Source organism: Accumulibacter sp., from assembly GCF_029255145.1.
Lineage (GTDB): Bacteria > Pseudomonadota > Gammaproteobacteria > Burkholderiales > Rhodocyclaceae > Accumulibacter.
In genome coordinates, this window is the sequence record NZ_JAPUVQ010000046.1 from 18,292 (window position 1) to 32,284 (window position 13,993).

12 protein-coding genes, 1 pseudogene and 1 riboswitch are annotated in these 13,993 nt (G+C 62.5%); of the genes and pseudogenes, 6 read left to right on the top strand and 7 right to left on the bottom strand.

Annotated elements, in window-relative coordinates:
- Positions 1-53: 53 nt before the first annotated feature.
- The 3 genes from htpX to def form a co-directional block, all read right to left on the bottom strand.
- Positions 54-902, bottom strand: coding sequence for a zinc metalloprotease HtpX (htpX, locus tag Q1L50_RS05115; protein WP_300336406.1), 849 nt, complete (start codon positions 900-902; stop codon positions 54-56).
- Between the two features lie 68 nt (positions 903-970).
- Positions 971-1,897, bottom strand: a complete 927-nt coding sequence (gene fmt / locus Q1L50_RS05120) for a methionyl-tRNA formyltransferase (protein WP_300336408.1) — start codon at positions 1,895-1,897, stop codon at positions 971-973.
- Complete coding sequence (def, locus tag Q1L50_RS05125) at positions 1,894-2,397, bottom strand: peptide deformylase (RefSeq protein ID WP_300336410.1); 504 nt, start codon at positions 2,395-2,397, stop codon at positions 1,894-1,896. The genes fmt and def overlap by 4 nt, the downstream gene beginning before the upstream one ends.
- A 184-nt stretch (positions 2,398-2,581) precedes the next feature.
- Here def and Q1L50_RS05130 point away from each other — a divergent pair, with 184 nt between their 5' ends.
- The 4 genes from Q1L50_RS05130 (at position 2,582) to Q1L50_RS05145 (ending at position 7,959) form a co-directional block, all read left to right on the top strand.
- A complete protein-coding gene (locus Q1L50_RS05130) occupies positions 2,582-3,598 on the top strand; it encodes a LysM domain-containing protein (RefSeq protein WP_300336413.1) in 1,017 nt (338 codons plus the stop codon).
- A gap of 2 nt (positions 3,599-3,600) precedes the next feature.
- Complete coding sequence (gene dprA, locus Q1L50_RS05135) at positions 3,601-4,713, top strand: DNA-processing protein DprA (protein ID WP_300336415.1); 1,113 nt, start codon at positions 3,601-3,603, stop codon at positions 4,711-4,713.
- Entirely contained in the window at positions 4,713-5,162 is a 450-nt protein-coding gene (locus Q1L50_RS05140) for a DUF494 domain-containing protein (protein ID WP_300336419.1), read from the top strand. The genes dprA and Q1L50_RS05140 overlap by 1 nt, the downstream gene beginning before the upstream one ends.
- 208 nt (positions 5,163-5,370) lie before the next feature.
- Positions 5,371-7,959 (top strand): DNA topoisomerase III, encoded by a 2,589-nt coding sequence (locus Q1L50_RS05145; protein WP_300336421.1) that lies wholly within the window; start codon positions 5,371-5,373, stop codon positions 7,957-7,959.
- 105 nt (positions 7,960-8,064) lie between these two features.
- Here the strand turns inward: Q1L50_RS05145 and Q1L50_RS05150 are convergent, their stop codons facing one another.
- Together Q1L50_RS05150 and Q1L50_RS05155 are read right to left on the bottom strand one after the other, a co-directional pair.
- The gene (locus Q1L50_RS05150; RefSeq protein WP_300336423.1) at positions 8,065-8,976 is read right to left on the bottom strand and encodes a hydrogen peroxide-inducible genes activator; all 912 of its coding nucleotides are present in this window, start codon (positions 8,974-8,976) and stop codon (positions 8,065-8,067) included.
- 207 nt (positions 8,977-9,183) lie between these two features.
- A complete protein-coding gene (locus Q1L50_RS05155; protein ID WP_300336431.1) occupies positions 9,184-9,891 on the bottom strand; it encodes a 16S rRNA pseudouridine(516) synthase in 708 nt (235 codons plus the stop codon).
- 200 nt (positions 9,892-10,091) lie between these two features.
- Between Q1L50_RS05155 and Q1L50_RS05160 the strand changes: the two genes are divergently transcribed.
- The gene (locus tag Q1L50_RS05160) at positions 10,092-10,436 is read left to right on the top strand and encodes a DUF1840 domain-containing protein (RefSeq protein ID WP_300336425.1); all 345 of its coding nucleotides are present in this window, start codon (positions 10,092-10,094) and stop codon (positions 10,434-10,436) included.
- A 2-nt stretch (positions 10,437-10,438) separates the two neighbouring features.
- On the top strand, positions 10,439-11,182 hold the full coding sequence (locus Q1L50_RS05165) for an N-acetylmuramoyl-L-alanine amidase (protein WP_300336427.1): 744 nt from the start codon (positions 10,439-10,441) through the stop codon (positions 11,180-11,182).
- Between the two features lie 28 nt (positions 11,183-11,210).
- Here Q1L50_RS05165 and thiC read toward each other — a convergent pair whose 3' ends face one another.
- On the bottom strand, positions 11,211-13,127 hold the full coding sequence (gene thiC / locus Q1L50_RS05170) for a phosphomethylpyrimidine synthase ThiC (protein ID WP_300336429.1): 1,917 nt from the start codon (positions 13,125-13,127) through the stop codon (positions 11,211-11,213).
- A gap of 93 nt (positions 13,128-13,220) precedes the next feature.
- A riboswitch (TPP riboswitch) is annotated at positions 13,221-13,320 on the bottom strand.
- Between the two features lie 563 nt (positions 13,321-13,883).
- Positions 13,884-13,993: pseudogene (locus tag Q1L50_RS05175) on the bottom strand (IS1595 family transposase); the annotation flags it as partial.

Genomic DNA, 13,993 nt, shown 5'->3' on the forward strand with positions numbered 1-13,993 from the left:
GGCACGGCGGCGGTAATGTTTCACGTGGAACACCGCCGCAGGCGAGCTTCAATTCAGCCACCGCGCATCGCCCGCAAACGCGCCACACGTTCCTCGGTTGCCGGATGGGTACTGAACAAGCCGGCCAGGCCGCCGCCCGACAGCGGATTCATGATCATCATCTGCGCCGTCTCGGGGTGTGCATCGGCGGGCGCCATGGGAATCCCGCGAGCGTAGGCATCGATTTTTGTCAGCGCATCCGCCAGCGCTCTGGGGTCACCGGAAATCTCCGCTCCACCCCGATCGGCCTCGAACTCTCGCGCCCGAGAGATCGCCATCTGAATCAGCGAAGCCGCCAGCGGCGCCAGCAGGGCGAGCAGAATGCTGGCCACCGGGTTACCCGGTCGCCCTTCCGAGTCCCGCCCACCAAAAAACATCGCAAAGTTGGCCAGCGCGGAAATCGCCCCGGCCATGGTCGCCGAGATGGTCGAGATCAGGATGTCGCGGTGACGGACGTGCGCCAGTTCATGCGCCATCACTCCCCGGATTTCGCGCGCCGACAACAGTTGCAGAATGCCGGTGGTCGCAGCGACTGCCGCGTTGTCCGGATTACGACCGGTGGCAAAAGCGTTCGGTTGCGCTTCGTCGATCAAATAGACCTTGGGCATCGGGAGCCCGGCGCGCTGCGCGAGCTCCTTGACCATTCCGTAAAACTGCGGCGCCGAGCTTTCGTCCACCTGGCGCGCGTTGTACATCTTGAGCACCATTCTGTCCGAGAACCAGTAGGCGAAGACATTCATCGCCCCGCCAAAGAGGAGCGCCAGCAGCATGCCGTTCGTACCGCCAACCATCGCGCCAATGGCCCCGAAAAGCGCAAGGATGGCGGCCATCAGAATGGAAGTCTTCAGCCAGTTACCGAACATTTCTGTGATCTCCGAAGTAAAAACGTCATCCTCGTACGTGCACCGAAATGGTGGCCAGCAGGAAAATTTCAAGAGTCCGGAACAGCGCAGCGGCTACCCGAGCGAACCCGCGTCCCGACCAGGAACTGCGCGACGGACAATCGCTTGCCGCCGGCACTCTGCAATTCGGTCACCCGCAGAGCCCCCTCCCCACAAGCAATGACCACGCCGTCGCGGTCAGCCACCAGAACCTCTCCTGGCGAACCAGCACCTGCGACAGCCTCGGCACGCCAGAGCTTGAGTACCCTGCCGTCCAGCGAACACGAAGCGCCGGGGTAGGGATTGAAGGCGCGGACTCTCGCCGCCAACTGCAGCGCCGGCAAACGCCAGTCCAGGATCCCTTCAGCCTTGCCGACCTTGGCCGCATAGCTCGCCCCGACCTCCGGCTGCGGCTGCGCCACCATCGGCAAGCGGGCCAGGACGTTTACGATCAGCCGCGCGCCGACTCGCGCCAGCTTGTCGTGCAAGGAAGCCGCCGTCTCATCGCTGGCGATCGGCAGGCGCTCGGAAAGCAACACCGGCCCGCTGTCGAGTCCAGCGTCCATCTGCATGATGCACACGCCAGTTTCCGAGTCGCCAGCGAGAATCGCCCGCTGTACTGGTGCGGCGCCACGCCAGCGTGGCAGCAGCGAGCCATGGATATTGATGCAGCCGAAACGCGGCATGTCGAGCACTGCCTGCGGCAGAATCAGGCCATAGGCGGCGACCACCATCGCCTCCGCGCCAACAGCGCGAATCCGCTCCTGCACCGCAGCATCCTTAAGCGTTGGCGGTTGCAGGACTTCGATACCGGCCCCCACCGTCAGCAGCTTGACCGGCGATTGGCGAAGCGCCATGCCCCGCCCAGCAGCGCGGTCTGGCTGAGTCAACACCAGCGCTACCTGGTGCCCGGCGGCAATGATCGCCTCCAGCGCAAGCGCGGCGAACTCCGGAGTGCCCGCGAAAATCAGCTTCATGCGGTGATTCTGGCTTGCTTGGCGAGCTTGTTCTTGATCCGCACCTGCTTGAGTTGCGACAGATGCTCGACAAACACCCGCCCCTCAAGATGGTCGATCTCGTGCTGCAGGCATACCGCAAGCAAACCGACGGCCTCAACGCTCCGCTGCGCTCCGTCGAGGTCCAGGTAGCGCACGACCACCCGCTCGGCTCGACCGACCTTATCGTAAATCCCGGGCACCGACAGACAGCCCTCCTCACAGACCTGCAGCCCCTCCAGCTCGACAATCTCGGGATTGACCAAGGTCAACAGCTGATCGCGGGTCTCCGAAGCGTCGATGACGATGAGCCGCCTATGAACGTCCACCTGTGTCGCTGCGAGCCCGATACCCGGCGCCTCGTACATCGTCTCGGCCATGTCGCGCGCCAAGCGCCGAACACTGCCATCGATGGTTTCGATGGGCGCGGCGACCTTCTTCAGGCGCGGATCCGGAAAGCGAAGTATTGGTAGCAAAGACATAAAAAACTTGATCGAAGAAATAACTACGTGCAGAATCTAATGTAGTGTCTTGAGTATTCCGACGCCGTTTGAGCGCTGCGACCCGACTCCGGCCAGAGGCGTGGCCAAGGAGAAAATTCCGACAGACCCCCAGCGCCCGAAGTTCCACCCCGCCATGTACGATTGCTCGTACGAGGATAACACGATGATCCGCATTATATCCGCCTTCATTCTGGCCATGGCCAGCGCACTGTGCGCTGCCGCCGGCCAGGAACTCCAGCTGGCCGATGGCGCGCCCGCCAGCCATGTCGTGGTGCCGGGCGATACGCTCTGGGGGATTTCCGGAAGGTTCCTCAAGGAACCCTGGCGGTGGCCTGAAATCTGGCGAATGAACAGGGAACAGATTCGCAACCCCCACCGCATCTATCCGGGTGACGTCATCGTTCTCGAGCGTGACCCTCAGGGCAATCCGATGCTGCGCCTGCAGAGCGCACGCCTGGAGCCGCAGGTCCACGCCGAGTTGATCGACCAGGCGATCCCGGCAATCCCGCCGAACGTCATCAGGCCCTTCCTTTCCGCCCCCCTGATCGTCGAAGCGCACGCTCTCGACCACGCGCCGCGCATCGTCGCGACGGCTGTTGATCGGGTCTTCCTTGGCAACGGCGACCTGGCCTACGTCGCCGATGCCGATCCGGCTCGTCTGGATTGGCAGATCTATCGCAACGGCAAGCCCTTGCATGACCCCGAAAGCGGCCAGATTCTCGGCTACGAAGCCTTCTATCTAGGTACCGCGAGACAGGTCGAGCGCGGCAATCCAGCCACCTTCGAGATGGTTACCGTGACCCAGGAGGTCGGCTACGGCGATCGCCTGCTGCCGACGATCAGCCCACCGTTGATTGCCTACGTACCGCACCGGCCGGACTTCGCCGTCAATGGCCGCGTGATTTCGGTCTATGGTGGCGTCGACGTAGCGGGCCGCGGGTCGATCGTGTCGATCAATCGGGGGAGCACGGACGGGATCGAGATTGGCCACGTCCTGGCGCTGGAGCGCAATCGGGTGGTCAGCGGGCGGGACGAGCAGGATGGCAAGGCGACGCTAGCCATTCCGCCGCAGCGTATCGGCTTGCTGTTCGTTTTCCGAATCTTCGACCGCATCTCCTACGGACTCGTTGTACAGTCCGAGGGCACCGTAGACATCAACGACTTCGCCCGCACTCCGTAGTAATGGATGCGGCCGAGGCGCTGGCTTCGTGGCTGCGACTGACGCTGATTCCCGGTATTGGCGGCAAGACGCAGCGCAAGTTGTTGACCACCTTCGGTCTTCCCGAAGCGATCTTCGCCGCCGGGCGCTGCGCTCTGGGCGCTGTCGTTGGCGACAAGGCGGCCCGCCTGCTGCTTGACACCGACAACCGCGCGGCCGTCGACCAAGCCCTCGCCTGGTCCGAGAGGCCGGACCACCACGTGCTCAACCTGGCCGACGTCGAATATCCGCAAGCCCTGCTGCAGATCCCCGACCCACCAGCACTGCTCTACATCCGTGGCCGCCTGGGCCTGCTCAACCGGCCCGCATTGGCGATGGTGGGCAGTCGCAATCCAACCCCGCAGGGCATCAGGAATGCCGAGCACTTCGCTGCCGCCTTTGCCGAAGCCGGACTGACGATCGCCAGCGGCTTGGCGCTGGGGATCGACGCCGCGGCGCATCGAGGCGCGTTGGCACGATCCGGGAACACGGTAGCGTTCATCGGCACCGGCATCGACCGCCTCTACCCCGCGAGCAATCAACAACTGGCACTCGAGATAGCCGCCCGGGGTGCCGTTGTTTCGGAGTTTCCTATGGGCACGCCTCCCACGGCAGCCAATTTCCCGCGCCGCAACCGCCTGATCTCGGGGTTCTCGCGCGGCACTCTGGTTGTCGAAGCGACCATCGACAGCGGCTCGCTGATTACCGCCCGCCTCGCTGCCGAACAGGGCCGGGAGGTTTTCGCCATTCCCGGATCAATCCATTCGCCCCAATCACGCGGCTGCCACAAGCTGATCCGGGAAGGCGCGAAACTGGTCGAGACGGTGCAGGATGTTGCTGACGAGATTGGAGGCCACCTCGCCGGAGCCCCCACGCCCAGCGGACCCTGCGACACCGCCGACAGCAGCTCGGCAGCGGGTGAACTGCTGCTGGCCATGGGTTTCGACCCGTGCAGCCTCGACCAACTGGTCAGCCGCAGCGGCTTGACAGCTGACACCCTTTCGGTGACCCTCCTGCACTTGGAACTGGACGGCTTGGTCGCCGCTCTGCCAGGTGGCCGCTATCAACGGATTACCCCGCCTGAAAGCCATTCTTGATGATCGAGATCCTGGTCTACCTGTTCGAAAACTATGGCAGTTTCAGCGCTCGCCCGAAGGCCAGGACGTTGAGGCGCCGCCTGAGCGCTGTCGGATTTCAGGACCAGAGCATCACTGCGGCGCTGCGCTGGCTGGATGGGCTAACGGCCGCACCGCCCGTCGACCTGCCGGAGCGTCCGCAGGCGCTACGCGTCTACCTTGCTGCCGAGCAACGCAAGCTCGGCCGGGACTGTCTGGGTTTCATCGCCTTTCTCGAAGGTGCCGGGTTGCTGGCGCCGTCCGTGCGCGAGTGGGTCATCGAGGGCGCGATGCTCGTCGAAGACGACCCGGTGCCCCTTGCGAAGTTCAAGATCATCGTCCTGATGGTCCTCTGGAGCGGCGAACAGACCCTCGAACCCCTGGTTGTCGAGGAACTGCTCGACGATGGCCAGCAGCGCCTGCGCCACTGAGCGTCGTGGCGATTCGCTGAGCGGGGTCGCCACACCTCCCCGTGACGAGCAACTCGACGAAGACACCGATCGCGGGTTGCAGCGCCGAAATGGCGGCCTTGCTTGCCAAGCGCAGTAGAGTACTCTTATCATGGCCCGCCAAAGACCCCCGCGCTGGGCCATTCCGCCAGCAGGTTCTCGGCCACTTTCCCGGACTGATGAAGACCCCATGAGCAAGAAACTGATCATCGCCGAGAAGCCTTCCGTCGCCGCGGACATCGCGCGCGCCCTCGGGGGATTCGCAAAACACGACGACTACTTCGAGAATGATGCCTACGTCGTCTCGTCGGCAATCGGGCATCTGCTTGAACTGGCCTGCCCCGAGGAGTACGAGGTCAAGCGCGGCAAATGGTCCTTCGCCCACCTGCCGGTCATTCCACCGCATTTCGCGCTGCAGCCTATCCAGAAGACAGAAGCGCGGCTGAAGCTGTTGCTCCGTCTGATCAAACGTAAGGACGTGGATGGTTTGATCAACGCCTGTGACGCGGGTCGGGAGGGCGAATTGATATTCAACTATATCGCCCAGCATGCCCAGAATTCCAAACCGGTCGAGCGTTTATGGTTGCAGTCGATGACCCCGCAGGCGATCAGAGACGGCTTCTCCACCCTGCGCAGTGGTCGCGAGATGCATGGCCTCGCCGACGCAGCCGTCTGCCGCTCGGAGTCCGACTGGCTGGTCGGGATCAATGGCACTCGCGCGATGACGGCCTTCAACTCCAAAACTGGCGGTTTTCACCTGACCACCGTCGGCCGCGTGCAGACACCGACGCTGGCGCTGATGGTCGAGCGCGAAGACCGCATCCGCAAGTTCGAGCCGCGCACTTACTGGGAACTCGAGGGCGTCTTCAGCTGTGCTGTCGGTGTTTACCGGGGCAAGTGGTTCGACGAGAAGTTCAAAGGGAAGGACGACGACGAACATGCTCGCGCCGACCGCTTGTGGGACGAAGCGCGGGCCGCCGCGCTACAGCAGAAGTGTGTCGGCAAGGGCGGCAGTGTCAAGGAGGAGGCAAAGGCATCCAGCCAACTGTCACCGCTGCTCTACGACCTGACCAGTCTGCAGCGCGAAGCCAACGGTCGCTTCGGCTTTTCGGCGAAAGCAACTCTCGGGCTCGCGCAGGCTCTTTACGAAAGGCACAAGGTACTGACCTACCCTCGTACCGACGCACGCGCACTACCCGAGGACTACCGCGACACGGTCGGCGCGACGCTGGCCATGTTTACCGGCGAGGGCGTCGGGAAAGGCCACGACGAAGCCACGCTGGCCCGCTACGCGCCGTTTGCTCACCAGATCCTCACAGCGCAGTGGGTCGGGCCAAACAAGCGCATTTTCAACAATGCCAAAATCTCCGATCACTTCGCGATAATTCCCACGCTGCAGGCACCGAGGCACCTGTCCGAGCCCGAGTTCAAGCTCTACGACATGGTCGTGAAGCGGTTTCTCGCGGTCTTCTATCCGGCAGCCGAATACCTGATTACCACGCGCATCACGAGAGTCGAGGGTGAGCCCTTCAAGACTGAAGGCAAGGTCCTGGTCAACCCTGGCTGGCTGGCGGTCTATGGTCGCGAAGCCCAGGAGGGTGAAGAAGGGAACCTCGTCGCCGTGCAGCCGAAGGAGCGAGTCACGACCGATGACGTAGTGCTCAGCGAACACCAGACCAGGCCACCCGCGCGCTACTCTGAAGCCACGCTGCTATCCGCCATGGAGGGCGCGGGCAAGACCATGGACGACGAGGAACTGCGGGCAGCGATGGCCGGCCGCGGTCTTGGTACCCCGGCGACCAGAGCGCAGATCATCGAAAACCTGCTTGCCGAGCAGTACCTTCACCGCGAGGGTCGCGAACTGTTACCGACGGCCAAGGCGTTTTCCCTGATGACGCTGCTCAATGGTCTGGGCATTCCCGAGCTGACGGCACCGGAACTTACCGGTGAATGGGAATGGAAGCTGGCGCGCATGGAGGCCGGCGAGATGTCACGCAGCGAATTCATGCGGGAAATCGCCGCGATGACCGAGCGCATCGTTGCCCGCGCCAAGACATACGACAGCGACACCATCCCCGGCGACTTCGGCGAACTGGCGACGCCGTGCCCGAAGTGCGGGGGATTGATCAAGGAAACGTACAAGAAGTTTCAGTGCCAGGGCTGCGACTTTTCCTTGTGGAAGATTGTTGCCGGCCGCCAGTTCGAAGCCGCCGAGATAGAGGAACTGCTCACCCAACGCAGGATCGGCCCGCTGACGGGATTCCGCAACAAGATGGGGCGCCCGTTCAACGCCATCATCCAGCTCAACGCCGAGAACTCGCCAGAGTTCGACTTCGGCCAGGGGAGCGGCGGCGACGGCACCGCCGAGGAGGTCGATCTCTCGCAATACGAGAGCCTGGGTGCCTGCCCGAAATGCGGCGCCCGCGTCGTCGCGCACGGCATGTCCTACGTTTGCGAAAGATCGCAAGGGCCGGCGAAAAGCTGTGACTTTCGCTCGGGAACGATCATTCTTCAACAGGCAATCGAACCGGAGCAGATGCAGAAACTGCTGCGCAGCGGTCGCACGGACCTCCTCAAGGACTTCGTGTCAGCGCGAACACGCCGCAAATTCTCGGCCTACCTGGTGCGTGCCGCTGATGGGAAGGTCGGCTTCGAATTCGAGAAGCGCGAGCCCAAGACGCCGGCCAGGAAACCCCGGGCGACGGTTGAAAAGACCGGTAGCCCGGACGCTGCCGGCGCAGCGACGATGGGCAGTGGTCGAAAGAAGATCACCAGCTAGCCGCGGCTTGAATTCAAAGAGACTGCCGACAGGCAGCCTCTTTGTTTCACGTGGAACATTTTCATCCAGCAAACCCACGTCCAGACCCTGCTTCCGCGCGCTCCGCTACACCGCACAGACCCCAGGCGGCGGCGCCTGCAAAATTGCCGTCCGCAACACCTCGATCGCCCGCGGCCGCGGAAAGCTCGCCCGCCAGGCGATTACCACCTGACGGGCCGGCGACGGATCACGGAACTGGCGCACCTGCAACAGGCGCTCATCTGATGGCCACGAAGCGGCGGCCGACACCGGCACCACCGATATCCCTGCGCCGCTGGCGACCATGTACCGAACCGTCTCCAGCGAGCTTCCCTCCAACGAGCCATTGGTTCCGCCCGGAGCCGAAAGCTGCGCACACGCCTGGACTACCTGATCACGGAAGCAGTTCCCGTTGCCCAGCAACAGCAGGTTTTCAGCGGCCACGTCGTCGGGGTTGATAAGCGTTTGCTGCGACAAAGAATGTCCGTTCGGCAGCAGAACGCAGAACCGCTCCTCGTACACTACGCGCGAGACGATGCCCGGTTCGGCGAAAGGCAGGGCGACGACTATTGCGTCGAGGTCACCGCGGCGCAGCTGGATGGCCAGATTCACGGTGAAGTTCTCCTGCAGATAGAGCGGCATTCGCGGCGCCAGAGAGTGCAGGGCCGGGACCAGCCGCGGCAGCAGGTACGGCGCGACGGTATAGATCACGCCCAGACGCAAGGGCCCCTGCAATGGATCCTTTCCCTGCTCGACGATCTCCTTGAGCTTGCCGGCCTCCTCGAGCACGCGCTCCGCCTGACCGGCGATCTGCTCGCCGACCGCGGTCGGACGCACCTCGGCGGAAGAGCGCTCGAACAGCACCACTCCGTAGCGCTGCTCGAATTTCTTCAAGGCGACCGACAGCGTCGGCTGGCTGACGTGACACTTCTCCGCCGCCCGACCGAAGTGTCTCTCGCGAGCAAGGGCGACGATGTAGCGCAGCTCGGTCAACGTCATTGCTTCGCCAGACCCGGGCTGATTGCACGCCGCATGGTCGAAGCGTGCAAACCAGCGCTCGCCGCGTTCGCCACAGGCCCAATGGCCGTGCGCCGGGCGCGCAACATTACTTCGCTGCCATGAGCCTGCGCCATGGCAGTGGCCAACACTTTAGTGATCATCATCGTCCCCGACAAAGCTGAGCGCCCCATTGACGCACCCACCGCCCTAAACGCCCTGCGCCTGAAGCGCCATCTCAGGTACGTCCAGCCACGTCCACTGTCCTTGCGATAGCGACTCCGGCAACCGCAAGCCACCGATCGAAACACGATGAAGGGCTTCTACGCGATTACCAGCTGCCGCGACCATTCGTTTCACCAGGTGATATCTGCCCTGCGTCACCGTCAAATGCACGCAGCGCTCAAACAACTGGACGCACGCTGAAGCGGACACCGGCTGCGCATCGTCATGCAATTCAACGCCGCTCAACAGCGCTGCCACCTGCCGATCATCGATCGGATGCCGCGTCTCGACCTGATAGACCTTTGGCACCAATTTTCGTGGTGAAGTGCACCGGTGAATGAACGAGCCGTCGTCGGAGAACAGCAGCAATCCGGTCGCATCCTGGTCGAGCCGCCCGACGGCTTGCACGCCTCTCGCCAACAAAGGCGATGGCAATAGCGAATAGACGCTGGGATGATGCGCCGGGTAACGAGAGCACTCGTAGCCAGCGGGCTTGTTCAGCGCCAGATAGGCGAACTTCCGGTAGATCCACTCGACACCGTCAACCGAGAAGAGCAGACCCTCTGGGTCGAACCGCGCCTGCGGATCCTCACAGACGCATCCATCTACCCCGACCCGACCCGCCCAGATCAGCGCGCGGGCTTCGCGGCGGCTACCAAAGCCCTGCGATCTCAGCAGACGTTCCAGTTCCATCATCGTTCACATCCCGCAGCAGCGTCCGCGGCAGCCCGCAGCCAGGCACTGTGACAGCCGTCCTCGTGCCATGAAAGCCTTCATTGTCGCACTGTGCGCGCCTGCTCGCCGCTATCGCTTACCATCACTTCCCATTGCTCTCGCGCGCCGCAGCAACGACAATGACCGATTGAATCCTCACAGTCAGGGAGATACGCGCGATGTTGGTCAAATTCACCTCAAGCACTTCCGGACAGATCATGATGTTCGCCCCTGTCGCCCGGCTGCTGCTGGAACTTGTCGGCAAGGAATGCACCGCACGCGGCGTGATTACCACCGAGCAGTTGCCACACGCCATCCAGGAACTGCGGCGTGCCGCCGACGGCGCCACCAGCCACGGCGCCAGCGACGCGCAGGACCCCGATCCCGACAGCAGTGACGACGACAACGCGCCAGACGGCCCGCCGATCGGTTTGAGTCAGCGCGCCTACCCCTTGATCGAACTCCTGGAGTGGACCCGCAAGGACGATGGTTTCATCCTCTGGGAAGCTGCCAAGGACTTCTAACCGTGCACCCGCATGGCTCGAACACCGACCAGCCCCGCCATTCTCCGGCCGCGATAGCCGTCAGCATCGTCCTCGCCGCAGCGCCGCCTGGAGTCGAAGCCAGCGAAGTGGCCGTGGATGTCGGTCATACCCTCGGCGCCTACGGTGCCACCAGCGCACGCGGTGGCCGCGAGTTCGATTTCAATGCCGTCCTGGCCCGCCGCCTGAGCAGCCAGCTCGAGGCGCGCACCCTGGCTGTCCGCCCGATCAATTTTGACGGTGAGATCGAAAGCCTGGCCGCCCGTCCGCAAGAGGCTGCCGGCGCCGACTTCTTCATCGCCATTCACCACGACTCGGTACCCGCCGATCTTCTCCACGAATGGAATTGGCAGGGGGCGACGCAGACCTATACCGACGATTACAGCGGCTTCGCCATGTTCGTATCACACGAGAACCCCAACCTAACCACCAGTCTGCGCTGCGCTTCGGCGATCGGTGCGCGCTTGCGACGAATGGGTTTCGTGGCGGCCCGGCACCACGCCAACCCCCGATCGGGTACTCCCCGCGAGGTTGCCGACGCGAGCAACGCCGTGTACTACTACGACAGGTTGGTCGTTCTCTACCGCACGACGTTGCCGGCAGTGCTCTTCGAGGCGGGGGTGATCAAGAACCGCGACGAAGAACTGGCACTGCTCGACCCTCAACGGCAGACCTTGATGGCCGACGGCATCGCCACCGGCATAGCCGCCTGCCTGTACGCGCGCTGAGCAGCATTGGCCACCGTCACGACGGCGCTCAGATCTTCCGGTATACCTCGGCGCCCGCCCGGACGAATTCGATCGCCTTGGCCTCCATCCCCTTGGCCAGCGCCTGCGTCTCGCTGACACCCTGTGCTGCGGCGAATTCCCTTACTTCCTGGGTGATCTTCATCGAACAGAAATGTGGGCCGCACATCGAGCAGAAATGAGCGACCTTCGCCGATTCCTTGGGCAGCGTTTCGTCGTGGAACTCGCGCGCCTTGTCGGGATCCAGGCCGAGATTGAACTGGTCGTCCCAGCGAAACTCGAACCTGGCCTTCGATAGCGCGTTGTCCCGGATCTGCGCACCCGGATGACCTTTCGCCAGGTCGGCCGCGTGCGCCGCCAGCTTGTAGGTGATGATTCCAACCTTGACATCGTCCTTGTCCGGCAAGCCAAGGTGTTCCTTTGGGGTCACGTAGCACAACATGGCGGTGCCAAACCAACCGATCATCGCCGCGCCAATGCCGCTGGTGATGTGGTCGTAGCCCGGAGCGATGTCGGTCGTCAATGGGCCCAGCGTGTAAAACGGGGCTTCTCTACACTGTTCCAGCTGCAGGTCCATGTTCTCCTTGATCAGGTGCATGGGCACGTGTCCCGGGCCCTCGATCATCACCTGCACATCATGCTTCCAGGCAATCTCGGTGAGTTCACCGAGCGTCTTCAGCTCCCCCAGCTGCGCGGCGTCATTGGCGTCGTAGATGGAGCCTGGCCGCAGCCCATCGCCCAGGCTGAAGGCGACGTCATACGCCTTCATGATCTCGCAGATCTCTTCAAAGTGGGTGTAGAGGAAACTTTCCTGATGGTGCGCAAGACACCACTTGGCCATGATCGACCCGCCGCGCGAAACGATTCCGGTCAGCCGACCGGCGGTCAGCGGCACGTAGCGCAAAAGCACGCCAGCGTGAATCGTGAAGTAGTCGACGCCCTGTTCTGCCTGTTCGATCAAGGTGTCACGGAAGATTTCCCAGCTCAGGTCCTCGGCCTTGCCATTGACTTTCTCCAGCGCCTGGTAGATCGGCACGGTGCCGATCGGCACCGGGCTGTTGCGAATGATCCACTCGCGCGTCTCATGAATGTTCTTGCCGGTAGACAAGTCCATTACCGTGTCGCCGCCCCAGCGGATCGACCAGGTCATTTTCTCGACTTCCTCCTGGATGCTCGAACCGAGTGCCGAATTGCCGATATTGGCGTTGATCTTGGTCAGAAAGTTGCGGCCGATGATCATCGGCTCGCTTTCCGGATGATTGATGTTTGCCGGGATGATTGCCCGACCACGTGCTACTTCGGAGCGCACGAACTCGGCAGTGATCTCATCCGGCAGGCTGGCGCCAAAAGCCTGACCTGGGTGCTGGCGGCAAAGCACCTCCGAGAAGCGTTCGCCCTGCGGCCCGGAAGCCTTCAACTGTTCGATATAGGCGCGACGATTGTTGTTCTCCCGGATCGCCACGTACTCCATTTCCGGGGTGATGATCCCTCTCCGCGCATAGTGCATCTGGCTGACGTTGGCGCCGACTCTGGCACGCAGCGGGCTGCGCTGAAGGCCCGGAAAACGCAGTTCGTCGAGCGCCGCATCGGCCGCTCGACTACGGCCGAAGTTAGAAGTGAGGCCAGGAAGTGACTCGGTGTCGTCCCGCTCGGCGATCCACTTCGCGCGCAAAGCCGGCAAACCTTGGCGAACATCGATCGTAACTTGAGGATCCGAATACGGCCCCGAGCAATCATAGACGTAGATTGGCGGGTTCCTCTCGCCACCGAAAGCAGTATCCGTATCCGACTGAGAAATCTCGCGCATCGGTACCCGCAGATCCGGCCGACTGCCGGTCACGTAGATCTTGCGGGAATTGGGCAAGGGCTTGATCGCGGCCTGGTCGACGTGGGCGTTGGCGGCGATGAACTTCTCGTTGGCGTTCATGATGACTCCTTGCAAAGGACTATGGCAAAAGCGCCATTGAGACGAGCAGCGTGCAAGGGTCGGCAAGACGAGCGAGACGGCACCAGACTAGACAGCGACCGTGCTCCGCTTCCCTACGACGGCATGACCCGTACAGGTTCGAAGGGACTCTCTCAGCCACACCGATACCGGCGAGGCACCCCCAACGTGGCTCCTCAACTTACTGGAATTGCTGTATTTTGGCAAGAATAAGCCTTGTCCACTGTGGTATGAGCCTGAACGGGGCGCGCGTTTCCACTGAGACATGAGCCTGAAGGAAAATGTAGGGAGAGGACGAAACGGGTTGATCATCCTGCAGATGGTGATCAACATGAACGAAACACAGCTTTGCGTATTCCACACCAATATAGTTACTTAGCCAAGTGTGCGCAGGGCCAGAGGTAACTGCCAGACATGCTCTTCAATTTATTCTAAAGGCATGGTCGCGCGAGCCAGCAGGCGAGCTGACCGTCTTGTCGGCGAGCACGCCGACAAGACGCCAGCATTGGCTTGTTGAAGGGTACGCATGGCGTAGTCGCCCCCCTGTCGAGCCCACATGCGGTGGTTCCGCTTTCGGTAGTCTAACCGATGTTTAACATACCAAAAAAACCTCTCTCATAATCAGCCACTTGCAAGGCAGTTGAATCTCTAATGGCACAACAAGCGCGTAATGTCGTGTCAGGTGACCAGTTTTCGGGTTCCTCCGGGGTCTGGGTTGACGCCCAAGGCGCGACCTGATTAGCGCTGTGCTTCAGCCAACCGGAGCCAGACCTCGGGGCGCTTGCCGGTGGTGGCGGCGGCACGGATGAGGCGTCGCAGGATGATCTTGAGGTCGAAGCGGCGGTTGA

Bases quoted from the DNA above. Each gene is read 5' to 3' on its own strand.
- htpX (WP_300336406.1), bottom strand. From the start codon at position 902: ATGTTCGGTAACTGGCTGAAGACTTCCATTCTGATGGCCGCCATCCTT.
- fmt (WP_300336408.1), bottom strand. From the start codon at position 1,897: ATGAAGCTGATTTTCGCGGGCACTCCGGAGTTCGCCGCGCTTGCGCTG.
- def (WP_300336410.1), bottom strand. From the start codon at position 2,397: ATGTCTTTGCTACCAATACTTCGCTTTCCGGATCCGCGCCTGAAGAAG.
- Q1L50_RS05130 (WP_300336413.1), top strand. From the start codon at position 2,582: ATGATCCGCATTATATCCGCCTTCATTCTGGCCATGGCCAGCGCACTG.
- dprA (WP_300336415.1), top strand. From the start codon at position 3,601: ATGGATGCGGCCGAGGCGCTGGCTTCGTGGCTGCGACTGACGCTGATT.
- Q1L50_RS05140 (WP_300336419.1), top strand. From the start codon at position 4,713: ATGATCGAGATCCTGGTCTACCTGTTCGAAAACTATGGCAGTTTCAGC.
- Q1L50_RS05145 (WP_300336421.1), top strand. From the start codon at position 5,371: ATGAGCAAGAAACTGATCATCGCCGAGAAGCCTTCCGTCGCCGCGGAC.
- Q1L50_RS05150 (WP_300336423.1), bottom strand. From the start codon at position 8,976: ATGACGTTGACCGAGCTGCGCTACATCGTCGCCCTTGCTCGCGAGAGA.
- Q1L50_RS05155 (WP_300336431.1), bottom strand. From the start codon at position 9,891: ATGGAACTGGAACGTCTGCTGAGATCGCAGGGCTTTGGTAGCCGCCGC.
- Q1L50_RS05160 (WP_300336425.1), top strand. From the start codon at position 10,092: ATGTTGGTCAAATTCACCTCAAGCACTTCCGGACAGATCATGATGTTC.
- thiC (WP_300336429.1), bottom strand. From the start codon at position 13,127: ATGAACGCCAACGAGAAGTTCATCGCCGCCAACGCCCACGTCGACCAG.